This is a genomic window from Psychrobacter sp. Marseille-P5312, from assembly GCF_900291405.1.
GTDB lineage: Bacteria > Pseudomonadota > Gammaproteobacteria > Pseudomonadales > Moraxellaceae > Psychrobacter > Psychrobacter celer.
Genome location: NZ_OLML01000001.1, coordinates 2893567 through 2916837 on the forward strand (window position 1 = coordinate 2893567; position 23271 = coordinate 2916837).

The window sequence follows — 23271 nt, forward strand, 5'->3', positions numbered from 1 at the left end:
TTTATTGTTATCAATATTAACCAAGCATTTTTGCTTTTTTATGCAGGCGATTGGCGGCGTCTATGCCAGATAAAATAGCGCCTTCTTGCCATGCTGGTATATGAGAGCAATGCTCGCCAGTTAAGACGATACGATTGTCTATGCTGCACAGCGTATCGTAGTGCTGTTTGCGGCTAGATTCGCTCCAGATACCATAACAGCCCAAAGTCCACGGAATGCGATGCCAGACCACTGATGTCCCAGCACGAAACTCTTTGGGATACTGTGGGTGGATGTACTTACCATAAGCCAGTGCGACGTTGATACGCTCCTGCGGCGTTAGGGTATTAAATTTATAAGAAGTAGCGCCAAAACCATACGCCCCTAATAAAACGCCTGTACCGTCCTTAAACATATCCTCAGAGGGATAAGCGATTTGGGTAATTGGCATATTGGTATAGGTTAAGCCGCCATAGATCCACTCATCCTCTTCCCAAAAACGGCGCTTAAATTCTAAACCGACTTTATAAGAAGTATCATAAGGCACTGCTGCCATCGCCTGCTTCATAGGCTTTGAAACATTGATATCAAGCTGGGTCAAAACAGTCAGAGGAATATTGCAGACACACCAGTCCGCCCGTACCGTCTTCACCGTCCCTTCTGGGTTATTGCTATCTACATAGCTGACCGTCACGCCCGTCTCATCTTGGTGAATCTTAGTGACCTTGGCATTAAACTCGATCATATCGCGGCACTCACGCGTAAAGGCATCGCCTATCTTACCCATGCCACCTACTGGCTGAAACATTGTGGGCTGATGCGCATACGTCATATGATTGCTATAAATATCAGACCACATGCCTGAGTCTAGTATCTCACTCATCGGTAATGGTTTTGAGGGTGTCTCTGTCGGCATAAGCCCGCCCCCTGGCAAGACGCTATAACCGCGGTGTTTGCTGGTGGCATTGCTCGCGCGATAACGATAGTCTTTGTCCAAAACGCCCCAACCTTTTAAGCCCTCTAGTAGCTTTTCTTTATCTTCGGTATTGACTGAGCGATCCAGGCCGCCGACGTTGACCACCTTGGACATCAGCTCTGCGATATTGCCTTGAATATCGTTTTTGACATCCCCTAGGCGCTGAGGGACACCGCCGAAGTGATTGGTCCGATGCAAATAAGCTCGATCATTGGTTTGGATAAACGGCTGCATTTCTACGCCAAATTTTTTGCAGTAATGAAACACTGCATAATGATGGCTCGGTAATCGCCAAGGCCCACCATTAAAATAATTGCCTTCCTCAAAGTCGCATGTCACTTCCGCACCGCCAAGCTCGGTATATCTATCTCCGCTATTTAGCGTCCAGCTACGCCCGCCGCCGCGGTTTTGAAACTCCAAAACCTTGACATTATAGCCTGCCTGACGCAGCTCATAAGCGGCCGTCAGACCACCCAAACCTGCCCCAAGGACGATAATACTAGCGCCCGGAGGTGCCCCTTCAAGCTCCATGGACTCTTGAAATGTCGACTCAGAGGCAAACCCTAGCGTAGTCATCGCCTGATACATCGCCGTTGCTCCGGCTGTTTTACCGATCATGGAGAGCAATTGGCGCCGTGTTGGGGATTGGAGCATGTCTTTCATAATCATATCCTTAAAGTTGGTGCATGACGGTTCGCTTGTGGTTTTTTGCTCTGTGTGGCACCGCCAGTTTGAGTATTCATAGGCTATTTTCCTATAAAGCTATCAGCTTGGTAGCAGACTGATGGTTCTGCTATAAGATACTCAGCGTGTGCGCGGCCGTCTGCCCTATTATTATTTGTGATTGGTTTTGCTAAATAGTCTGGCGTTACTTAGTAGCATCCATGACAAAAGACAGCAAGGTTACGACTGGCGTCTTTTGCGCATGATGGCTCGTATTATGAAGATGATGAGCAAAATCGCCACAATGATGCCAATAATCGCCAGCAAACCTGCGTATTTTATTAAAAACGGCTGCTCATTCCCTGCTGACGCAATACGTTCGACATCAGCAGCACTGATATCGCTGTCTGTCAGTCCGCCGAAGTTTACGCGCACATAATTGGCGATACTGGCAATTTGTTCACTATCGAGCTGGTCGGCAAACCCAGGCATAATCGGTGAGGTATTAGTGCTGCCGACTACCCCATGCAAGATGATATTGACAAGCGCGTCAGGGTTGTCACGGCGAATACTGCTCAGACCGACGATAGGAGAATACTGGGCATCCGGTTGACCATAACCATTGACACCATGGCAGCTACCACATGTCGCTAGGTACAAAGACTCAGGCGAATTACTGCTATTGCCCGCATCTGCTTTGGCCTGAGCCAGATAGTCTTTTTGTGCCAAAAGATCATGAGTGATTGAGTCATTGATAGGGGTTGGCAAGCGTACCACATCGACAGCTGATACTTTGTCATCTGTCTGCACCGCTGGGATGGCTTTTAGATAAGAGGCGATCGCGCTTAAATCTTCGTGTGTGAGGTACTGCGTACTATGAGCCACGGCCTCACCCATCGGGCCGCCAGCATACGCCCGCTGATCCAGCTCCCCTGTCCGTAGATAGGTGATGATATCCTGCTCACTCCAACTGCCGATACCGCTTGACTCGTCAGGGGTGATATTGGGTGCATACCAATGCCCGAGCTGGGCACCAGATAGGTATTTTTCTTTATCAAACCCCATGGTACTGTTACGCGGCGTATGACAAGTACCGCAATGCTCGAGATTATTGACCAAATACTCACCGCGCTGCTGCGTTGGGCTCAGGCCTTCACGGTTTTCGGTCGATGGCACGTTTAAGAAGTTCCAGCCCAACATTAGGGCACGGATATTAAAGGGAAACGGCAAATCAGTCTTTTGTTTGGGCGCTTCATCGACAGCGGGCACCGTTTGTAAATACGCAAATAGTGCCTTGATGTCTTCGTCCTTCATACCATGATAAGAGGGATATGGCATGGCAGGATAGAGCATATGCGTAGGAGCACGGCCTTTTTGCAAAGCATTTTTTAGGTCTTTTTCGGTATAATCACCGATGCCATAACGTTTTGAAGGGGTGATATTGGTAGAGTAAATATCTCCCATGGGAGTCTCTATGGCGGTCCCGCCTGTATAGTCCTCGCCGTGACAGGCCATACAGTCAGCCGCCCGTGCGATATAAGCGCCGCGATTGACCAGCTCGCTATTGGCGGGGCTGACATTGGGTAAGCTGGCATTTGGTAGGGTGGCATCGGCAACGTTACTGCCTTGCGCCATGACGGTACCAGAGGTCATACCGATGACGAGCATCGATAACATCATAGAAAATGGCTTCATAATATCCTCTTATAGCTGGCATCTAGTTTTAATGATTTGATATTTTTAATTTACTAAGATGTTTTCATTATTGTTATCTTTTAATATTGGCTTCCTGACGTATCTTAAAAATCCATTTTTCCAGCATATGACTTATCAAATAATTTTTGACCAGATAATACATCTGCATTGACCATCACTTATTTGACACTGTATGTCTTATTTAAAGCAGCAGATAACACACTCATGGCCACTATATTGCGCTTATTTATTATCTTTTACTCACTAATGACCGGTCTAAATCAGCGTTATAAATGGTTACTCGATACTCTCTACTCCCTTACTAATGTAAAGCTATTTTTCTACTATTGCTTGCGTAGTAACTTATTATCCCCATTTTTTTACAAAAGTTAAAAAACTACCTGAGCCGACTCGCTTATATTTTTAATAATATACAAAAGCATATTTTATAAAACAGTTTAGAAATATAACAATCAAAAATAATGGCTTACCTTAAACATTCATCTTTATATTTTATTAAAACGCGCCATAATCTTGTATAATACTAAAACACTGGCGTTGTTTTTTACTTTGGCCTTCCTTTACTGTACATAATAGATACATTGCTGGATGCTGTATCGCCTATCAGACCTGTCATACAGTTATATCGCTTACTTATATTTTTCTATGTTTATATGATTTGCGCCGACTTGTTTTTAGTTGGCAGAGCCCTTTTTGAGATTTTATTATGAAGTCACTATTTGCTTTATTGAGCACGATGATGCTGCTATCAGGCTGCCAGTCGTTTCAGTTTGTCGAAAGTCCTATTCCTGTCGCCTCTGCGCCTACCACTCTGCACGCTCACGTTCATGAGGCCAGATAAAAACCTCTATAGTCGATTGGGTATAAAACCAAAAAAAGCAGACAACATTGGCTGTCTGCTTTTTGGATACTATAGTCAGTTCGAAATAAAATCGATACGCTCATATGCGCGTGCAACTGGTACAAATTTTCCTTGCTTGCTGTGTCTACGCTGAAAGATGCGGCGCAAAATTCATACCAGCTGCACTGTATCGGTTTTAAAGTAAATTAACTATATTTAAGTTAAGAGAGAATAATCACTGATGCTCAAACCATCCTCAAACCGACATAATCAGCTTAAAACAACATTGTTAGAAATGTAGGATGCGCCGCCTCTGTGGGAGCAGCACGTACACAAAACTTATACCAGTAGCGCCTTGTCACCTTTAGAATAAATCGACTATATGAAATAAACGGCCATATGATATGGCAAAGCTGATACTAGGGTCTACTATCGGCTGGCTGATGTTTGATAATGGTCTTAGCCAAATGATTGCCAAACCAAATCGCGGTATCGATATCGCCAGGTCCTGGCGTCGTTTCAGGCGGCCCATCAAGCGACTGGGTCATCAAGCCCAAAAAGCTCGACAAACGGTTGAGGTCTGTCGCTTCGTGCCCCGTTGGCATTAGCGGCAAGCCAATCCAGTTCATACCATGCTGCATCGCATACAAGGATATCTGCTGTAAGACTGCGAGCTTATCCCCGCTTAAACCGCCTGAATTGGCAAAAGCGGCAGCCCATTTGCCCTCCCATTTTCGGTGGTACCAGCGCTTTGATGTCTCGTCCATAAAAGTTTTGAACTCAGCGGTGACACTGCCCATATAGACTGCACTGCCAAATACCAACAAATCTGCCTGATCGACAAACGCCCAATCGATGTCGTGCACATCAATCGCGCGTGCCTGATCGGTGGGCAACTGAGTACGCGCACCTTGTACGATCGCTTCTGCGACGCGCTTGGTATGACCATAGTTACTATGATAAATAACCGCCATCGTTACGTTAGGCGGGCTTTGGGGATCGGCAGCTGATGCAGAGGCTTCGGTTGATGTGTTCATACAAACTCTATAATGATAAATAAAAATAAAAAAACGAAAATAAATAAAAGCCAAATCAGTGACCAATCAAACGACGTATCGTCTATGACATCTCGCCGCCCGTATGGCTCACAGCGCCACGCACGATAATCAGTGCCATCCGCCCAGTCGCAGGCTGCTGCAAGTGGGTTTGCCGACGATAAGAATAATAGTGCGAGTCGGCATAGCTGCAGCTAATCGGCGCTTTGTTTGCTAGCTTCACGCCCGCATGGCTGAGCTGGTCGGCGGCTATCTTAGGCAAATCTAGTGTAATCTTATCTTTACAGGCAGCAGAATCGGTGGTTTGATGCGCCGCTGACGTGGCCACATACAACTGATCAAAACGCTCCGTACTGCTTAGGGTATGCGCAGGTAATGCCTGACTGTCTCGGCATCCTGCCAGTAGCTTGTCTCGCACGCGGCTGTCTGCTTCGTAGTTGGCTTGGCTGATACACACCCCTATCCACGCCTGAATTTCTCCTGCCTGCGTAAAGCGCTGCACCGCCGCTGGAATGACACCGCCCGCCAGCCCTTGCCAACCAGCATGAATCGCGGCAATCTGACCACTAGCAGGTTGGTACAGTACCACAGGCACACAGTCAGCGGTCATGATAGCCAGCCCTAACCCTGTTTGTTGACTGACCATGGCGTCCGCTGCCGCGGGCTGCATACTTAGCGGACAAGCATCGACATCATAAATATGCTTGCCATGAACCTGATCGACCCAATGCAAACGCTTAATATAGCGGCCTTGGGCGCGGTCAGTCGCTAAAGCGTCAACTGGCCTGAGCTGCTCGTTGATGGCCGCCAATACGCGCATGCGGTTGCCTAGTACCCTAACTGCATGATCATTGACATGCAGGCCTAAATTCAGCGCACCGTAGTTTGCCTGAGCGGTTGATTGCTGGCTTTGATATAAATCACTACTAATATCTGTATCTGTCTCAAGGCAAGCGGCCGTTTGAAAGACCACCACATCATCAATGTGTGCCAGCACTGTCATTGGCAGGTTTTTTGTCATAGCAGCTTCCTGTCTCATAGCACGAATTAACGACAGCTCGCGTTAACGATAGTATGACGGTTACTCGTCATCGTAACCATCACTTAATACCGAAATAAGCGTTTGCATGTCTTCTGGCAGCGGTGTGGTGACTTCGATATCCTCGCCTGTGGTCGGATGGACAAACCCTAACGCATAGGCGTGCAACGCCTGACGCGGAAAGCTGCTGATCGCTTGACGCTGGGCATCGCTTAAACCTGCGCGTAATTGACGACGCCCGCCATAGACACGGTCACCAACTATCGGATAAGTAATATGGCTCAAATGCACACGTATTTGGTGAGTACGACCCGTCTCCAAACCGACGTCTAATAGACAGTAGTTTTCATTCAGCGGGGTCACCTCTAACAAATGAGTGACTGCCTCACGCCCTGCTGTCATCACAGTCATTTTTGTACGCTGATTACGGTGGCGACCGATTGGCGCATCGATACGGCGATGACGTAGCAGGCTTGCCGCATCTCCTGCGACTACGCACTGATAATGACGATAGACAGACTTGTCTTTTAATTGTTCCATCAAGGCCATTTGGGCGGGTTTGGTTTTTCCTATCAGTAGTAGTCCTGAGGTGTCTTTATCGATACGGTGCACCAGACCTGCACGCGGCAGATGGTGCTGCTGCGGATAATGATACAGTAACGCATTGACCAAGGTGCCCGTCTGATTGCCCGCGCCAGGGTGGACGACCATACCGACAGGCTTGTCAATCACCAGCACATCATCGTCTTCGTAGACGACATCGATGGCGATATTCTCTGGTTGATCTTCGCTGTGCTGCTGCAAAGTCGTGGACAGATGCAGCACATCTTCAGCTTTGACACGTACTTTGGGTTTTTGGACTTGGCCATTGTGTAGCAGGCTACCATCACTGATCCAGCCTTGTAATTGCACTCGCGAAAAATCCGTAAAGACTTGCGAAGCCAGCTTATCAATACGCAGACCAGCCTCGTCTTCTGTGACAGTATGGATCACATTCACCACGGCTTGGTCAGCGGCTGGCGCATCATCATCCTCACTATCGTCAATGACATCACCTTCGTCGCTTTCATCGCCCTCTTCATACGCAAGTATCTCGCTATCTTCGGGCGCGGCCTCTTCTGCTGCTACACTATCATGTAGCGGCTCATTGAGTGTCATCTGCGTGTCATCAGTTGGCTTACTATCATTCAAAACATCATTTGGCATCGGGTTTGGTGACTCTTGCGCTGTTGAATCAGTCATGAGCGAGTGATTCGATATTGGATGGGTGGAAGGGTTTGTCATAGCATCATCATTCATCATATAGTCATACCGCTGACATGGGCCAATAAGTCGATTTTGTCAGGCGGTCTTTATCTGCTTTCTTTGTTTACTGTGGACATACTTTGGCTCAGATATCCTGATAAAACCCTATATTAACTGCTTGTTACAAGCTATCATTCGTTCAAAATAATATGTCATTTTTAAAGTGTATCGACTATCACCAAAGCACTGCCCTCACAAAAAAAAGCAAAAATAATATCATCATAGTGTATCATGCTCAGCGCCTAAGCCCTATAGATGCAGTACAGTATCTGTCAGATTTTGCGCCTCATAGCTCAGTCAGTAATATCGCTTAACTCTCTGAAATATAACATGGCTGTAATTTACTGTATATTTGTCATCGTCAGGGGCATTGCTTATCGCTCGCTAAGGCCGCTCATGCTAAACTGCAAAAATCATCGAGGGTCTGCTATATTGTCAGTGTCAATCAGGCGCAGCACAAGCACGCAGCCGCCAAAATATGGCATGTATGGTGATGGGCATAAAGATAAACCATAGACGAAGCACAAGTTATTATATAAAGTAAGCCATATTTTGCTGTATGCTATGGGGCTGTCTTTTGATATTGGCATGCTCAATAACAGACCATGAGCCGGTGCCTAAGCATCGTTTTTTATTATTAACCTTTTATATAGCATGGTAGCGCCGCTACTATTATGCGTCCTGTGTCGGAGAAAAAGTATGCAAGCTGTTGGCAATACGTTTATCAAACTGTCCTCAATCACCCTACTGGCGCTGAGCGTAAACCTTGTGGGTTGTCAGACCTTTAAAAATCTGACTGGCGGCAAAGACGTCGACGCGGTAGAAACGGCAGAGAAATCCGAGCAAGCTTACTATAACGATGCGATTACTCAGATTGATAAAGGACGCTATACCCAAGCGATCGAAGATTTGACCAATTTGCGCACTTTTTATCCCACCGGTCAGTATGCAGAGCAAGCGCTGCTCGACATGATGTATGCCCAATACGAAAGCGGCAAATATGAGATGGCGGCGGCCAGTGCTGAGCAGTTTATTCGTCTATATCCTTCTAACCCACAGGTCAGTTACGCTTACTATGTGCGCGGCGTTGCCAATATGCAAGGCTCATCTGAGGGTCTTAAACTGTTTAAGCTCAATCAAGCCGAACGTGATACAGCCTACTTCCGTCTGGCCTTTGCCAATTTTCAAGAGCTTATCAACAAATACCCAAACAGCCCATATACGCCAGATGCTGCGCAGCGCATGACGTTTATTTATAATCAATTTGCCGAAAGTGAGATGAGTGCAGCCAGATGGTATATCGAGCGCGAAGCCTATGTGGCAGCAGCCAACCGTGCCAAATGGGTGTTTCAATACTACCCACTCAGCGAATCTATCCCAGAAGCCATCGCTGTCCTTGCTTATAGCTATGACAAGCTTGGCATGACGGACTTGGCAAATGAATATAAGACGCTGTTGCAGATCAACTACCCCACGTGGCTGACCCGTGATGGCCGCGTGAAGCTAAGTACCAAACGCGACCGTAGCTGGTTTAATAAGCTTACCTTTGGTCAGCTTGGACGCTCAGGCATGAAAGACACCTCGGTGGCGACAGGTGAGTACAATGGCGCAACCAAAACCCAAATAGTGCGCAATGCTCAGCAGCTCAGATTGCCCGCGAACAACACGGCAAATACCAATACAGCGCCAAGCAGCGCATCGACTAGCAGCGCGCCTACCCGTAATCGCGGTATCAATATAGGTCTGGGCTTGCCTGAAGCTGAAACGGAGCGCGTGACCGATCAAGCCAGTACAGGCTCTACCGCCAGAGAAGCAAACGTCGATCCGCAAAACACCAATCCGGTACGCCGTACGACACCCGTAGAATAGGCGGTTTTTTAGCCCACAGTTTCTGACATCATAAAATAAGGTCAACACATTGTTGGCCTTATTTTTCTGTTTTTGTATGATAGCCAGACGCACATAAACGCATATAGACACATATATCCATCAAAACCACTGACCTATGGTAAACTGTTTTTTGTATGAGCATCCCTAACCATATCCTTGAGCAACTAAACAGCCAAGCTGATTTGATCAGCATCATTGGTCGTCATACCACGCTCAAACGTGCAGGTAATGAGTATAAAGGCTGCTGCCCCTTTCATGGCGAAAAATCGCCGTCGTTTTATGTCAATCCACAAAAAAACATTTATCACTGCTTTGGCTGTGGTGTCGGCGGCAATGCCATCAGTTTTTTGCGTGATTATGAAAACCTTACCTTTATTGAAGCGGTCAATGAGCTATCTAAACAAACGGGCATTGAAGTCCCGCAAGAAGAACAGCGAAATGTGAGCTATCAGCGCACCAAGCAGCCGCCTACTACTAAATCAGCGGCGCGGCCAATTAGCAAGTCACAAGCTGATAGTCCCTCATCACCACATAGGTCTTTTGATAATCAAGAGCAAACAAATCATACCCACTATGCCGAACAGCCGGCCTACGATAGCCATGGCTATGACGATTACCCACCCTTAGCCGCCTATGACTTGGCCCCTTATGCAGCAGAGGACTATGGCTCAGACTACCCAAACGACGCCAGCTACCCGCCCGCTTGGCTAAGCGACTCAGATAGTGGTATGGGTTTTGATAGTGTCAACAGTATCAATGACGGGGCGCTTGATCAAGAAGGCAACTTGTACGATCTGCTCGAACAAATCCAGCAGTTTTATCAGCACAATCTGACCACGCATCCGCATGCCAAGCACTATTTTTTGTCACGCGGTATCACAGAGGATACATTTGAGACCTTCGGTCTTGGCTACGCGCCCTTTGGCTGGCAGCACCTTGAGCATCAGTTTCCGCAGGATATCGAAGGCCTAAAAGCCCTAGGACTGGTGCGGCAATCTGAGTCTGGCCGCGACTACGACTTACTACGTGATCGGGTGATTTTTCCAATTCGAGACAACCAAGGGCGCACCATCGGCTTTGGCGGTCGAGCGCTCGATGACGAGGTAAAACCCAAATACATCAACTCCTCAGACTCGCCTGTATTCCATAAGCAGCATGTGCTGTATGGTTACTATGAATCTCGCCAGCAGCGCGCCGACAGCTGGCTGGTGGTCGAAGGCTATATGGATGTCATAGCTCTCTACCAAGCGGGCATCTATGGCGCGGTGGCGTCCATGGGCACCGCCATTAATGAAAGCCAGATATCGCGATTACTAACGCTCAACCCGACCCTCACCCTGAGCTTCGATGGCGATAGCGCAGGACAAAAAGCGGCTTGGCGCACCCTTGAAGTGGCACTGCCGGTACTCAGTGACGACAAAGAGCTGCGCTTTTTGACCCTGCCCAATGGCCATGATCCTGATACCTTTATCAAGGCTCAGGGCAGCGATGCCATGCGCGAGCAAATCGTAAACGCCATGCCATTGTCGCAGTATATTTTTGCCTATCTCAGTGAGCGCCACGACTTATCCTTGGCAGAAGGCAAAGCCAAGCTGATGTCGCAAGTGCGCTCATTGACCGCGGCTTTGCCCAAAGGCAGTAGCTTTCGTTACTTGCTAAACAACGATATTTACCAAAAGCTTGGCGGCAGACGCAACCAAAACAAAGACGCCAAAGATGCGCTGCTAGATTTTGATGGTGAGATGACCATCAGCCAGCAGTTGCAGCTGTGTTTTTTGTTTCAGCCGCGGGCGTTGCTCGATGACCCAATAGAGTCGATTTGGCGGCAGGCAGGTATTCATGATTTGCAGCTACCTGCCCATATCAGACAAAAAACCTCAGCCGATACCTTGCGGCCTTTGGCGTGGCAAGACTTGCAAGATAACGAATTGCTGGATATCGTCAGCACCATCACGCGCTGCTTAAAGTACTTGCCTGCAGATGTAAACGCGGCTGCTCATTTTGTCATGTCCAATGTTCAGCCCGGCACGCAAGAAAACCTAAGCCGTAGCTGGAGCGGTTTTTATCGCGCCTTGACGGCGCGCAATATCTTAAGCCTCGATGGTCTCATTGAAGAGCTGGTCAGCCAGCTACTTGAGCGCAGCATGAAGAAAAAAATACAAGATTTGATAAAAAACCCTGACCATATCAAGCTGGCGATTGTCCGTAAGCAGACCCAACTGCTAAATGACTGGCTACGCGCGCAGCAAGCAGAGCAGTCAGCACAGATGACCACGGTCTAGGGTCGATTGATGTATGGGGGATGACAGTTTTGAAAATGTTACTTTTAAAAATAATGCCTTTAAAAATGCCTTTTTAAAATAATAATTAGACCTGCTAAAAACCGCTGGTTTTTATTAAAAAAGCACATCCCCTTTAAAAGTATGGCCGCCGCCCCCACTACTAGTGATTATGCCAAATAGCCTGCGCACGACTTGATGAGCGGCTAAATAAAAAGACCGCAAATAATCAGTAAAAAACCGTTGGTCACCATCACTACCTCGTGCTTGATGACTGCGGTCTGTGGTAAACTGTGGCGCTGCGTATTGACAGCCTTGTTTGCTCTCTGCTGATTGGCAGATGTCTTTAGATAGATTTTAGGGCGCGTCCTCATTTTTTAGCCCATTTGTGTGACTATCGACTGAATTGAGGGTATGTCCTAATACCGATATTGCGTCTTGTTTTAGTACTTGATGTTTTTTAAGTTTTTAGCAAAATTATTGTAGTGTTTTGAGCCTTTATTCATATCCACTCATTTTTGATATTATTGACAACCTCTACGCCATATTTTGATCAATCGATTGATAAGATCAACGCGCCCCAAGAGCGATAGCGAGTCACAATATAAAAATGTCCGATGCAAGTAAGCGAGTATTTATGAAAGATAAGTCAGTTTCTCAGTCCACATCTCAACTGGCCACCTTAATCCAAATGGGTAAAGAGCAGGGGTATCTAACCTATGCTGAGGTGAATGACCAACTGCCAGACTCTATTACCGAAAGCGATCAGATCGAAGATATTGTGCAAATGCTGACAGACGTTGGTATCAAAATCTTCGAATCTGCGCCTGATGCCGATGACATCTTGATGAATGATGACTCAAGTGATGATGACATGGCAGCGGACGAAGCAGCGGCTGTACTCGCCTCTGTTGAGACTGAGCCTGGTCGCACCACGGACCCTGTGCGTATGTATATGCGCGAGATGGGCACGGTCGATCTGTTGACCCGCGAAGGCGAGATTGCCATCGCCAAGCGTATCGAAGAAGGTATTCGTGACGTGCAGCATGCCATGGCTTACTGGCCGGGTACGGTGCAGTTCGTCCTTGACGAGTATCAAAAAGTACAAGATGGTGAAAAGAAACTGTCCGATGTCATCACAGGTTTCTTAGACCCTGAAACTGAAGAAGACAAAATTACCGCTCAAGAAGCCAAAGAAGAAAAAGAAACCCCACCCGTTATCAAAGCCAAGGTCAATGCCAAGGCAGCCGCGCTTGACGATGAGGACGACGAAGACGAAGACGACGTGGAAGAGGAAGCGGAAGAAGAAACCAGCGGCCTTGATCCAGAAGAAGTCCGTCTGCGCCTAGAAGAGATCGAGCACTTATTTATCAAAGCCAAACAAGCCTTGCTTGATTATGGCCGTGGTAGTGTCGAAGCAGATGCTGCCTATGCGCTATTGGCAGAGCGTTTTATGATGCTCAAGCTCAATAACCGCCTATCAGATCAAGTCATGGCCATCATGCACGATGTCTATGACGATGTGCGTAAGCAAGAGCGTCAAATCATGCGTTTGGTGATTCGCCGTGGTCGTATGCCGCGTGACGAGTTCCGTAAGACCTTCCCTAGCAACGAAACCAACGTCGATTGGCTCATTGAGCGTATCAAAGGTAAGCCTGCATTTGCCGGCACCCTAGAAAAAGTCGCCGACGATGTGATTTTATTGCAGCGCCGCATTCGTGACTACGAGCAGCAGCTCGACATGAAAATCCACGATATGAAAGACGTCGCCCGCCGTATGGCCGTCGGTGAAGCAAAAGCACGCCGCGCCAAAAAAGAAATGGTCGAGGCCAACCTACGTCTGGTCATCTCTATCGCCAAAAAATACACCAACCGTGGTCTACAATTCTTGGATCTCATCCAAGAAGGTAATATCGGTCTGATGAAGGCGGTCGATAAGTTTGAATATCGCCGCGGTTATAAGTTTTCGACCTATGCGACATGGTGGATTCGTCAGGCGATTACCCGCTCTATCGCTGACCAAGCGCGCACCATCCGTATCCCTGTGCACATGATTGAGACCATCAACAAGATAAACCGTGTCTCACGTCAGCTGCTACAGGAGATGGGACGCGAGCCGACGCCTGAGGAATTAGGCGAACGTCTCGAGATGGACGAAGTCAAAGTCCGTAAAGTGCTCAAAATTGCCAAAGAACCGATCTCGATGGAGACGCCTATCGGTGATGACGAAGACTCGCACCTAGGTGACTTTATCGAAGATGGTACCATCTCAAGCCCTGTTGACGATGCCACAGCAGCTGGCCTACAAGAAGCCACGCGTGATGTATTGGGCAATCTCACCGAACGTGAAGCGCGCGTGTTAAAAATGCGCTTTGGTATCGATATGCCAACCGATCATACACTAGAGGAAGTCGGCAAGCAGTTCGATGTCACCCGTGAGCGTATCCGTCAGATCGAGGCAAAAGCCCTGCGTAAACTGCGCCACCCTTCGCGCTCTGAGCATCTGCGCTCTTTTTTAGAGAACGACTAAGTTATCAGGGATATACGGAGTCTAGATAATAGATTTCGAGTATTTGCTAACACTAAACTTGCTAACATAAAAAAGCTGAGTATATCTCAGCTTTTTTTGTGTCTATTCATTGTATCGGTTTAGGAGTGTTGGACATCAGACAGCTTTTGCCTATTCATCAATAAACCGTCTTTGTACCTCATCATCTATCCTCTCAAAAGCATTTCATTCAAAAAATCATTGCCTTTATGCATTATTGAGCGTATAACCACCTAGCACAGCTAGCGCTGTATACCGATGCGTATCTGGGCGTGATCGATAGCTTAAGTGTGGAGCTGCTGTATGCAGAAGGACGGTATGAGCGGCGTTTTAAAGCCATGCTCATGCTTTATCATCTAACGCCGTAAAACCACGTCCTTCTAGGGCGTGGATATCAGGCGTCAGCCATTGTCGCCTAGTATGGTGAACCCCTTGATAACCAACTGCATTGAGATCATAATTATTCCATGAAAACGCTCAAGCTACGCATCAAAGACAAACATACTGCTCAGCTCAATATCTTGGCTGGGGCGGTTAACTTTGTCTGGAATTACGTCAATGAGCTAAGTTTTAAACATTTACAGCGCACAGGCAAATTCTTTTCAGCCTATGACTTGGCCGCTTATACCAAAGGTAGTGGCGAGTATTTAAACTTGCACAGCCAAACGCTACAAGCCATCTCTGAAACCCATGCCAAAAGCCGAAAACAGTTTAAAAAAGCCAAACTCAACTGGCGTACCAACAACCCAAAAGCCAAGAAAAGAAGCTTGGGCTGGATTCCTTTTAAAAAGACCGCGATTAAGCATATCAGTACACGTCAAAGCGGTAAAAAGTCTTTAAAAAGCACCTTGCAATTTAGCTTAGCTAATCGTCAAAAGCTGATCATTGATGTATGGGACAGCTACAATTTAGCCCTGTACAGCATCAATACTTGTGAGTTGGTGCAAGACGCACGAGGCAGATGGTATGCCTGTATCACCGTCAAAGAATTTCCAAAGATTAAGTGTGGTACTGGCCAAGTTGGTATTGATTTAGGCTGTAAGGATTCAGCAGTCAGTAGTGATGGTGATGTTCTAACCACTAAGCTGACCCATCAATACGCTGAAAAACTGGCCATTGCTCAAAGAGCCAAGAATAAAAAACGGGTCAAGGCCATTCACGCCAAGATTAAAAACACCCGTCAAGACTTAATCCATAAATTCACATCAAAGCTTGTTAAAGCCAACAGCTTAATCGTTGTTGGTCAAATTAAATCAACATCATTCACTTCATCCAAACTGGCCAAATCCGTCTATGACGCTGGTTGGTTTGAAATTAAACGGCAACTGGACTACAAATGCGCGAACGCAGGTTGCCACTATATCGAAGTCAATGAAGCGTACAGCACCCAAACCTGCTCGTGTTGCGGCTCCCGCCAAGACAGTCCGAAAGGTAGATCAGGTCTTGGTATAAGAGCATGGTTTTGTCGTTCTTGTAAAACGACCCATCAACGTGACGTTAATGGAGCAAAAAACATTCTCGCGGTCGGGCTTGGCCGTCTTTAGTAGGAATTCCCTCACTCACTTTAGGAAGGGGAGGAAGTCAACACACTGCTATTAAACAGCTGACAAAAAAATAGATTTTTAAATCTAGGTCACTTTTATATATGGTTATTTGCGCATCACTTGCTAATGGTGGCTCTTCTCGCCTATCATAGAGCGGATTTACTTTAAACGCTATTTTATCGTTATTATTAAAAAATAAACCTTAAAAACAAACCTTGTCGGGGTGCTTTGATTTTTTTGTCGTCAATCAAAATCATGGCTGAGAGTTACCCGCGAACCTGATGCAGTTAGCACTGACGTAGGAAACAAGCGTGCCGATATATATAAGTCACATTGACGCCACAACTTGCCAATCTATGTTATTTAGACTGGCAAACGAGTCATGTCTTTTCACCTATGCGCCCTACGCTTTGCTTACTGGTATTTTATAAAGGTAAGTAAAAACCATGAACTACCAAACACTACGTCACCGCTGCCCCACGTGGGATGACTATATTCAGCATGACTTTGTCAAACAATTGGCCGACGGCACCCTCGCCCCTGATAGCTTTCGCCACTACCTTGTCCAAGACTACCTATACTTAATTCACTATGCTCGCGTGATGGCGCTGAGCGTGTATAAGAGCGCCACACTGGCACAGATGCGCGTCGGTCAAGCAGGGCTAAACGCCATGCTCGATATGGAGATCGGCATGTATCTAGACTTTTGCCGTCTTTGGGATATCCCTTTGCACGAGGTCGAGCACGCACCTGAATCTGCTGTTACCATCGCCTATAGCCGCTATATATTAGACGCTGCCATGTCAGGCTCTTTGGCAGCGCTGTATGCCGCGATTGCGCCTTGTCTGATGGGTTACGGAGAGATTGGCAAGCGCATTAAACAAGCTGGATTTATCGCCGGTAACCCTTATCAGCCTTGGATTGATGTCTTTTCTAGCGATGACTTTCAGGCCATTACCGCGCAAAACGAAGCACAGATTGACCTGCTATTGGCAGATGCCAGCACAGCACAGGCCGATAAGTTCCAGCGCTTATTTGACACCGCCGTGCGGATGGAAGTCAGCTTCTGGCAGCAGGCGTTGGACTTGTCTTAGACTGTATTTTTTATAGTAGGGTTCACCGACTTTAAATCAGCGATAGTCCTACTCGCATCGTATTTTATACATTCATTTTATTTAAAATTGATGATAAAACAACAACCACCCTCAAGGAGAGATTTTATGGCAGCATTTGATGAGCACGCCAGCGCATACGACAGCTGGTTTTTGGACAACCAAAACTTACTGGCCAGCGAGCTAAAGCTAGTGGCGCATTTTTTGGATAAGGACAATGAGATACTGTCTATCGGCTGCGGTAGTGGTCTGTTTGAGATGCTACTCGCCAAGGATTATGACATCCACATCAAACACGGCATCGAGCCGTCAACAGATATGGCAAAAATCGCTGAAAAACGCGGCTTGCTAGTAGATGTCAGCCCTGCCGAAACCAGTGAGATTGCGCCCAATAAATTTGACATCATTATGTTTAACGGCAGTGTCAGCTATATCAGCGACTTGGACTTATGTATCAAAAAAGCCTTTGACGCGCTAAAGACTGGCGGCAAACTTATCCTCATTGACGTCCCAAAAGAAAGCGGCTTTGCCAGTCTTTATAATCTGGCCAGTGCGGTAGATAGCTGGGCGCATCCCCTGCTCGCACACATCTCCCCTGCCAACCCCTATCCTATCGAGCTGGTCCGCTCTGCCAATTGGCGCACCTCTGATGAAAAAATCAAACTGATGCAGGCCAATGGCTTTACCGACTTGCAATACGCGCAGACCCTACTGACCCACCCTATGTATGCCAATGACCAAGTGCAAGAGGTCATCGAAGGGTATGATCGCGGTGATTATGTGGCTATTTGTGGGTATAAAAAGTAGCTGTGGCCAAAGACACTTGAATAATACCAGCTGCGCCATCATAAACAGCACAATGTATTTTTATAACAGCGAGGCAACATTATGAGTGACGACCCAAAAGATAACGGCCAAAACCCGACTGCTCACCGAGCGGTCAATGTCACTAACCTAACCCCTAATGACGGTGTGCTAAAAGGCAAAAAAACCGATATCCAAAACCCAGAGCTGTGGGACTTTCCGATGAACTACCCGATGAGCATCATCGGTCATGAAGGCGAGCATGAGACCTTACTGAACGAAGTCAAGCTTATCCTCGGTAGTCAGTTCCCTGATTTTGATTTGGCCTCGATAGATGTCAAACCCTCAAAAACAGGCCGCTTTCACTCAGCACGCGTCAATCTGTATCTGACCGAAGCTGAGCAAGTAAACACGCTGTATGCTGCTCTTGATAGCGCCAAGACTGTCCGCATGGTGTTGTAGGGCTTTTTGTCACGATAAGCGCTGCTAACCGACGAGCTGATGGACTTTTAAAAAAACCAGTCCGTTTTTCGTCTAAATCGTCACTCATATGAGTGGCGATTTTTTATGGTCTGCTGTACAATCTGCGTCCGCATCGTGCAGCTGCAAAACAAGGCTATAGATCAATTTTTTGGGCGGCAATAAAAAGTAAATGTCTACCACATTTTTACAAAAAAAATTATCCACGAGGCTATTCGCCCCTAACCCTTATGCCATCACCCTTTGCCCAAATTGGCGGCATCGGCAACCTCTTAGCAACATAGATTGCCACTAAAATCAATATAGCATTTTCAAAAATTTCCCGCTATATTGTGCCTACCTACTAACAAATACGCTATATGTAGTGCTCAGTGAATTTTTAATTTACTACGAGCAGCGGTAGAGTTTTGCCTAAAGAAACATCCTACCACCACAAGACAGCTATAGCGTCATAAAGCATGCCAGCGAGCTATTTCCGCTTTGCATCACAATAAGCAATCAACTTAAGAGGGCAACATGACACACATCGACAAGATCAAAGTGACCAAACGTGACGGACGATTAGAGCTTATTGATTTGGATAAAATTCATAAGGTGATCGAATGGGCCGCGCACGATTTAGATAATGTGTCTGTCTCACAAGTTGAGCTAAAGTCGCATATTCAGTTTTATGAAGGCATCAAAACCCGTGACATTCACGAAACCATCATCAAGTCTGCCGCAGATTTGATCTCTGAAGAGACGCCTGATTATCAGTATCTGGCCGCGCGCCTTGCTATCTTTCACTTGCGTAAGATTGCGTATAACAAATTTACCCCGCCGCACCTATTTGATCATGTGACGACTCTGACAGAGGCAGGCAAATACGATGAGCATATCCTAGCCGACTATAGCCGCGCAGAATTTGATGAGTTAAACGAGTACATCGACCACTGGCGCGATATGAATCTTGCCTATGCCGCGGTAGAGCAAATGGCAGGCAAGTACCTCGTACAAGATCGCGTCACCAAGCGCGTTTATGAAAGCCCGCAGTTTTTGTATATGCTGGTCGGTATGTGCCTGTTTGCCAACTACGACAAGGCCAGCCGCTTAAGCTATGTCAAACGCTTTTATGATGCGACCTCACAGTTTAAGATTTCCCTACCGACGCCTATCATGTCGGGTGTACGTACGCCATCGCGTCAGTTTAGCTCGTGCGTACTTATCGAATGCGGCGATAGCCTAGACTCTATCAACGCCACCACCAGCGCCATCGTGCGTTATGTGTCACAGCGCGCTGGTATCGGCATCAACGCTGGTCGTATTCGCGCCCTTGGCAGCCCTATTCGCGGCGGTGAAGCGCAGCATACTGGCTGTATCCCATTCTACAAATTATTCCAAACTGCGGTGAAGTGTTGCTCACAAGGCGGCGTACGCGGCGGTGCTGCAACGCTGTTTTACCCACTATGGCATCTAGAAGTTGAGTCGTTACTCGTCCTCAAAAACAACCGCGGCGTCGAAGACAACCGCGTCCGTCATATGGACTATGGCGTGCAAATCAACAAAACGCTATACACTCGCCTGATCAAAGGCCAAGACATCTCGCTGTTTTCGCCCTCGGATGTCCCAGGCTTGTATGATGCGTTTTTTGAAGATCAGGACAAATTTGAAGCGCTATACACCCAGTATGAGCAAGACCCAAACATTCGTAGCCGCCAGATCCCAGCCTCTGAGCTGTTTAGTCTGATGATGCAAGAGCGCGCCAGCACTGGCCGTATCTATATCCAAAACGTCGATCATTGCAACACCCATAGCCCGTTTGACGCGACCGTCGCACCGATTCGCCAGTCAAACCTATGTATGGAGATTGCCTTACCGACCAAACCACTTGACAACATCAATGACGAGACTGGCGAGATCGCCCTATGTACCCTATCAGCGGTCAATTTAGGTAAAGTCGAGAGCGTCAGCGATATCGAAGAGCCAGCAGAGCTGATCGTCCGTGCACTAGACGCCCTACTCGACTATCAAGACTATCCAGTCAAAGCCGCTGAAAACGGCAGTATGCGTCGCCGTACCTTAGGTGTGGGCGTGATCAACTATGCGTACTACTTGGCCAAAAATGGCGTGCGCTACTCAGATGACTCAGCATTGGGCCTGACACATCAAACCTTTGAAGCACTACAGTACTATCTGCTCAAAGCCTCAAACAAATTGGCCAAAGAGCAAGGCGCCTGCCCTGCCTTTAACGAGACCACGTACTCGCAAGGTATCTTGCCGATTGATACCTATAAAAAAGATTTGGATAACATCTGCCAAGAGCCGCTACATCTCGATTGGGAAACGCTACGTAGGGAGATCACCGAGCATGGCCTGCGCAACTCCACGCTAACGGCCTTGATGCCGTCTGAGACCTCAAGTCAGATCGCCAACGCCACCAACGGTATCGAGCCACCACGCGGTCTGGTGTCTATCAAAGCCTCAAAAGACGGTATCCTCAAGCAAGTGGTACCTGAGATTGACAAGTTAAAAGGTCAGTACGAGCTGCTATGGCAAATGCCAAACAATGATGGCTATATCAAGCTAGTCGCTATCATGCAAAAGTTCGTCGATCAAAGTATCTCGGCCAACACCAACTACGATCCGGTGCGTTATGAAGGTGGTCGTGTTCCAATGAAGATATTGCTTAAGGATTTGCTCAACGCATATAAATTAGGCGTTAAGACGTTGTATTATCACAACACTCGTGATGGTGCCAATGATGCCCAAGCGGATATGGAAGATGATTGTGCTGGCGGTGCATGTAAGATTTAGAATGATTTGAATTATAAGTAGCGTGGATATGATAAAGCCAAATTCACGTTACTATTACCTTTTAGAAAATTAGGAAATAGTTATGTCTATAGGTATAGAAATAATTGGCGGCGGAAATAATAAATTTAATAGAACTTCAATTAACGTCAATGGCGATGATAGTAGAGGTATCATCATAAACAACTCTTCTGATAATGAATTTGAAGATACTCAAATTTTCTTAGGAAGTTCAATAGAAAAACTCAAGAAGATGCAGAATGATATTGCTAACATTCAAGATGATTCTATAAATTCAGAAACAGGTAATAAGTTTCAGGACGATATCCTTAGTGCATTATCTGACTTAACTCGTCTAAACGAAGAAACTAATGTTAGCGAGAGTACTCTGACTAAAATTTCCTCACAGTTAAGTAATTGGATTACCATTAAAAATGAATTAACAGTGCAATTAACCCCATATATGTTTTTCATAAACACCTTGTTATCAGGAGGTTAAATGATCGGAATCCTTATACAAGGGGGAAGTAATAACTCCATTATTAACTGCACATTTGAAGGGTTAGGAACTGCTATACAAGCTACTAACACACATAACTTAAAAATAGATACAGCAAACGTAGTTAACTGTGAAAAAGGTATAGGCTTAAATAACTGTTGGGATTCTAAGCTCAACGATGTAACTATAGATCAACCATTAGTTAAAAATTCAAAATCTAACAATAGATTCAAACTCACTAAACTAACAAGTTTAATTAAGTATTATATGATACATGCTTGATGCTTGAGCATGGCAGAAGGAAACGTAGGTTGCATATAAATGCAGCTATCTTCACCAGTTATTTATAGCACGTAGGTTGGGTTCACGAAGGAAACCCAACGGTTTGAGTCTTTGTTAGGTCTCGTGCCTCGACACCAACCTACTCTAAAGCATAGAAAGTTGTAGGGTGCGCCCAAACAGAAGAGTCGTTGAGAAGAAAGAAAGCCGCCCTAACAAGGCTCCTTAGCCGCGACTATAGCGGTATCCTGCTGACGACGATGGCGATGCAGTCTGTGGCTGAACGTAGTATCGAGACAACAGGAATGCGGTCAGACACAATAGACTGCACGCCAGCGGCAAAGCAGATACAAGCGGTAGGCGGGATTGGCTACCTCAAATATTTAATTTAACACAGTGACAAATAAGACCTAATTTTCGTGCTAAAATTAGACCTGTATTTAGAGCCATAATTTTAGCGGGAGAATAAATCATGCAACCGATATTTGCGACACAGACAGCCAGTATCTCAGAGCTTAAGACCAACCCTTCAGCACTCATTAAACAGTCGGATGGTGAATCTGTGGCTATTTTAAACCACAATAAACCCGTGGCTTACTTAGTTTCCACAGACATGTACGAGCGTATGATGGAAGCGATGGACGATATGGCACTTAGCCAAACCGCTAATGCTCGCATGAATGACGGGCAGACACCGATAAAGGTTACGCTCGATGACTTATAGTCTTGAGTTTCATCCTTTAGCATTAAAAGAATGGAAAAAGCTAGCGCCCAGTATTCAGCAGCAGTTTAAAAAAAAGCTGCAGCAGCGATTATCAAACCCACGAGTACCTGCGTCAAAACTCTCAGGGCATCCAGATACCTATAAAATCAAATTGCGTACTGTAGGCTATCGTTTGGTATATAGCGTCAAAGATGACGTTGTGGTGGTCTATGTGCTGGCTGTCGGCAAAAGAGAAAACAACAAGGTGTATGAAAACCTTTCAGTACGCCAGCCATAGCTTAAGTATAATCAAAAAAACCCTTTAACTTTACCGCTATAATCGCAACACATAAAGAATAAAAATGACGGAGGTCATAGACGTGCAATATACCGCAATCATCAAAGACGGTGGGCTTTTTATCCCAAACGTGTTTTCTGACCTAAACGATGGTAGCTCGCATATCGTACAAATAGACGTTGACATCGCCGAGGTACGACAGCAGCTAAGCGAGCACGCCGGCACAATCGAGACCAAAACGCCCAAAAAACCTGCCAAAAGAGCCAATAAAAAGGCTGAGCAAAAACCGCCCAAAAGCACCGACGACGACGGCATAAGTACCCGACGCAAAAGCGCAATCGACGAGCTAGATGCCCTAGATGATGCAGAGCTAAGCGAGATACTCAAAGCCTATATGAATGACGGACAAACCCCAGAACAAATATCGCTAGAAAACTTATAAAACAATCAACTCCATATAAACCAACAACC

20 protein-coding genes and 1 riboswitch are annotated in these 23271 nt (G+C 46.5%); of the genes, 15 read left to right on the top strand and 5 right to left on the bottom strand.

Going from position 1 to position 23271, the window contains the following annotated elements; all coding sequences use genetic code 11:
• Positions 1-16: 16 nt before the first annotated feature.
• The gene (locus C6W44_RS12405) at positions 17-1618 is read right to left on the bottom strand and encodes a flavin monoamine oxidase family protein (protein ID WP_105246059.1); all 1602 of its coding nucleotides are present in this window, start codon (positions 1616-1618) and stop codon (positions 17-19) included.
• 240 nt (positions 1619-1858) lie between these two features.
• Positions 1859-3313, bottom strand: coding sequence for a cytochrome c (locus tag C6W44_RS12410; protein WP_105246061.1), 1455 nt, complete (start codon positions 3311-3313; stop codon positions 1859-1861).
• A gap of 727 nt (positions 3314-4040) precedes the next feature.
• Between C6W44_RS12410 and C6W44_RS13685 the strand changes: the two genes are divergently transcribed.
• Positions 4041-4175 (top strand): hypothetical protein, encoded by a 135-nt coding sequence (locus C6W44_RS13685; RefSeq protein ID WP_264755627.1) that lies wholly within the window; start codon positions 4041-4043, stop codon positions 4173-4175.
• Between the two features lie 419 nt (positions 4176-4594).
• On the opposite strand, the gene C6W44_RS12415 is transcribed toward C6W44_RS13685, so the two are convergent.
• The 3 genes from C6W44_RS12415 to C6W44_RS12425 all read right to left on the bottom strand — a co-directional run bounded on the left by C6W44_RS12415 (position 4595) and on the right by C6W44_RS12425 (position 7553).
• Positions 4595-5212: a flavodoxin family protein gene (locus C6W44_RS12415; RefSeq protein WP_105246063.1), complete on the bottom strand. Its 618-nt coding sequence runs from the start codon at positions 5210-5212 to the stop codon at positions 4595-4597.
• Positions 5213-5294: 82 nt separating this feature from the next.
• A complete protein-coding gene (locus C6W44_RS12420; RefSeq protein ID WP_105246065.1) occupies positions 5295-6251 on the bottom strand; it encodes a polyphenol oxidase family protein in 957 nt (318 codons plus the stop codon).
• 60 nt (positions 6252-6311) lie between these two features.
• Positions 6312-7553: an RluA family pseudouridine synthase gene (locus C6W44_RS12425; RefSeq protein WP_227526440.1), complete on the bottom strand. Its 1242-nt coding sequence runs from the start codon at positions 7551-7553 to the stop codon at positions 6312-6314.
• 720 nt (positions 7554-8273) lie between these two features.
• Here C6W44_RS12425 and C6W44_RS12430 point away from each other — a divergent pair.
• From C6W44_RS12430 to C6W44_RS12490, 14 genes are all read left to right on the top strand, one after another.
• The gene (locus C6W44_RS12430; RefSeq protein WP_105246067.1) at positions 8274-9443 is read left to right on the top strand and encodes an outer membrane protein assembly factor BamD; all 1170 of its coding nucleotides are present in this window, start codon (positions 8274-8276) and stop codon (positions 9441-9443) included.
• A gap of 155 nt (positions 9444-9598) precedes the next feature.
• Positions 9599-11746, top strand: coding sequence for a DNA primase (locus C6W44_RS12435; RefSeq protein ID WP_105246069.1), 2148 nt, complete (start codon positions 9599-9601; stop codon positions 11744-11746).
• A 634-nt stretch (positions 11747-12380) separates the two neighbouring features.
• The gene (rpoD, locus tag C6W44_RS12440) at positions 12381-14273 is read left to right on the top strand and encodes an RNA polymerase sigma factor RpoD (protein ID WP_105246071.1); all 1893 of its coding nucleotides are present in this window, start codon (positions 12381-12383) and stop codon (positions 14271-14273) included.
• Positions 14274-14758: 485 nt separating this feature from the next.
• Positions 14759-15835, top strand: coding sequence for an RNA-guided endonuclease InsQ/TnpB family protein (locus tag C6W44_RS12445; RefSeq protein ID WP_105246073.1), 1077 nt, complete (start codon positions 14759-14761; stop codon positions 15833-15835).
• 209 nt (positions 15836-16044) lie between these two features.
• Positions 16045-16157, top strand: a riboswitch (TPP riboswitch).
• Positions 16158-16281: 124 nt separating this feature from the next.
• Positions 16282-16929 (top strand): thiaminase II, encoded by a 648-nt coding sequence (gene tenA / locus C6W44_RS12450; RefSeq protein WP_105246075.1) that lies wholly within the window; start codon positions 16282-16284, stop codon positions 16927-16929.
• Between the two features lie 126 nt (positions 16930-17055).
• Complete coding sequence (locus C6W44_RS12455) at positions 17056-17754, top strand: class I SAM-dependent DNA methyltransferase (RefSeq protein WP_105246077.1); 699 nt, start codon at positions 17056-17058, stop codon at positions 17752-17754.
• 81 nt (positions 17755-17835) lie between these two features.
• Entirely contained in the window at positions 17836-18213 is a 378-nt protein-coding gene (locus C6W44_RS12460; protein WP_105246079.1) for a YbeD family protein, read from the top strand.
• A 534-nt stretch (positions 18214-18747) separates the two neighbouring features.
• The gene (gene nrdA, locus C6W44_RS12465; RefSeq protein WP_105246081.1) at positions 18748-21024 is read left to right on the top strand and encodes a class 1a ribonucleoside-diphosphate reductase subunit alpha; all 2277 of its coding nucleotides are present in this window, start codon (positions 18748-18750) and stop codon (positions 21022-21024) included.
• 82 nt (positions 21025-21106) lie between these two features.
• Entirely contained in the window at positions 21107-21520 is a 414-nt protein-coding gene (locus tag C6W44_RS12470; protein WP_105246083.1) for a hypothetical protein, read from the top strand.
• Positions 21521-21802, top strand: coding sequence for a right-handed parallel beta-helix repeat-containing protein (locus tag C6W44_RS13745; RefSeq protein WP_105246086.1), 282 nt, complete (start codon positions 21521-21523; stop codon positions 21800-21802). It begins immediately after the preceding gene.
• A gap of 188 nt (positions 21803-21990) precedes the next feature.
• Positions 21991-22191 carry a hypothetical protein gene (locus tag C6W44_RS13440; protein WP_158676727.1) on the top strand — a complete coding sequence of 67 codons (201 nt, stop codon included), beginning with the start codon at positions 21991-21993 and terminating at the stop codon, positions 22189-22191.
• Positions 22192-22271: 80 nt separating this feature from the next.
• Entirely contained in the window at positions 22272-22523 is a 252-nt protein-coding gene (locus tag C6W44_RS12480; protein ID WP_105246089.1) for a type II toxin-antitoxin system Phd/YefM family antitoxin, read from the top strand.
• Positions 22513-22800, top strand: a complete 288-nt coding sequence (locus tag C6W44_RS12485; RefSeq protein WP_105246091.1) for a type II toxin-antitoxin system RelE family toxin — start codon at positions 22513-22515, stop codon at positions 22798-22800. Before C6W44_RS12480 ends, C6W44_RS12485 begins: the two co-directional genes overlap by 11 nt.
• Before the next feature lie 64 nt (positions 22801-22864).
• Complete coding sequence (locus tag C6W44_RS12490; RefSeq protein WP_227526441.1) at positions 22865-23242, top strand: hypothetical protein; 378 nt, start codon at positions 22865-22867, stop codon at positions 23240-23242.
• Positions 23243-23271 lie beyond the last annotated feature (29 nt).

What these genes read in the sequence shown, in the direction of transcription:
- C6W44_RS12405 (WP_105246059.1), bottom strand. Translation starts at nt 1,618, where the DNA reads ATGAAAGACATGCTCCAATCCCCAACACGGCGCCAATTGCTCTCCATG.
- C6W44_RS12410 (WP_105246061.1), bottom strand. Translation starts at nt 3,313, where the DNA reads ATGAAGCCATTTTCTATGATGTTATCGATGCTCGTCATCGGTATGACC.
- C6W44_RS13685 (WP_264755627.1), top strand. Translation starts at nt 4,041, where the DNA reads ATGAAGTCACTATTTGCTTTATTGAGCACGATGATGCTGCTATCAGGC.
- C6W44_RS12415 (WP_105246063.1), bottom strand. Translation starts at nt 5,212, where the DNA reads ATGAACACATCAACCGAAGCCTCTGCATCAGCTGCCGATCCCCAAAGC.
- C6W44_RS12420 (WP_105246065.1), bottom strand. Translation starts at nt 6,251, where the DNA reads ATGACAAAAAACCTGCCAATGACAGTGCTGGCACACATTGATGATGTG.
- C6W44_RS12425 (WP_227526440.1), bottom strand. Translation starts at nt 7,553, where the DNA reads ATGACAAACCCTTCCACCCATCCAATATCGAATCACTCGCTCATGACT.
- C6W44_RS12430 (WP_105246067.1), top strand. Translation starts at nt 8,274, where the DNA reads ATGCAAGCTGTTGGCAATACGTTTATCAAACTGTCCTCAATCACCCTA.
- C6W44_RS12435 (WP_105246069.1), top strand. Translation starts at nt 9,599, where the DNA reads ATGAGCATCCCTAACCATATCCTTGAGCAACTAAACAGCCAAGCTGAT.
- rpoD (WP_105246071.1), top strand. Translation starts at nt 12,381, where the DNA reads ATGAAAGATAAGTCAGTTTCTCAGTCCACATCTCAACTGGCCACCTTA.
- C6W44_RS12445 (WP_105246073.1), top strand. Translation starts at nt 14,759, where the DNA reads ATGAAAACGCTCAAGCTACGCATCAAAGACAAACATACTGCTCAGCTC.
- tenA (WP_105246075.1), top strand. Translation starts at nt 16,282, where the DNA reads ATGAACTACCAAACACTACGTCACCGCTGCCCCACGTGGGATGACTAT.
- C6W44_RS12455 (WP_105246077.1), top strand. Translation starts at nt 17,056, where the DNA reads ATGGCAGCATTTGATGAGCACGCCAGCGCATACGACAGCTGGTTTTTG.
- C6W44_RS12460 (WP_105246079.1), top strand. Translation starts at nt 17,836, where the DNA reads ATGAGTGACGACCCAAAAGATAACGGCCAAAACCCGACTGCTCACCGA.
- nrdA (WP_105246081.1), top strand. Translation starts at nt 18,748, where the DNA reads ATGACACACATCGACAAGATCAAAGTGACCAAACGTGACGGACGATTA.
- C6W44_RS12470 (WP_105246083.1), top strand. Translation starts at nt 21,107, where the DNA reads ATGTCTATAGGTATAGAAATAATTGGCGGCGGAAATAATAAATTTAAT.
- C6W44_RS13745 (WP_105246086.1), top strand. Translation starts at nt 21,521, where the DNA reads ATGATCGGAATCCTTATACAAGGGGGAAGTAATAACTCCATTATTAAC.
- C6W44_RS12480 (WP_105246089.1), top strand. Translation starts at nt 22,272, where the DNA reads ATGCAACCGATATTTGCGACACAGACAGCCAGTATCTCAGAGCTTAAG.
- C6W44_RS12485 (WP_105246091.1), top strand. Translation starts at nt 22,513, where the DNA reads ATGACTTATAGTCTTGAGTTTCATCCTTTAGCATTAAAAGAATGGAAA.
- C6W44_RS12490 (WP_227526441.1), top strand. Translation starts at nt 22,865, where the DNA reads ATGACGGAGGTCATAGACGTGCAATATACCGCAATCATCAAAGACGGT.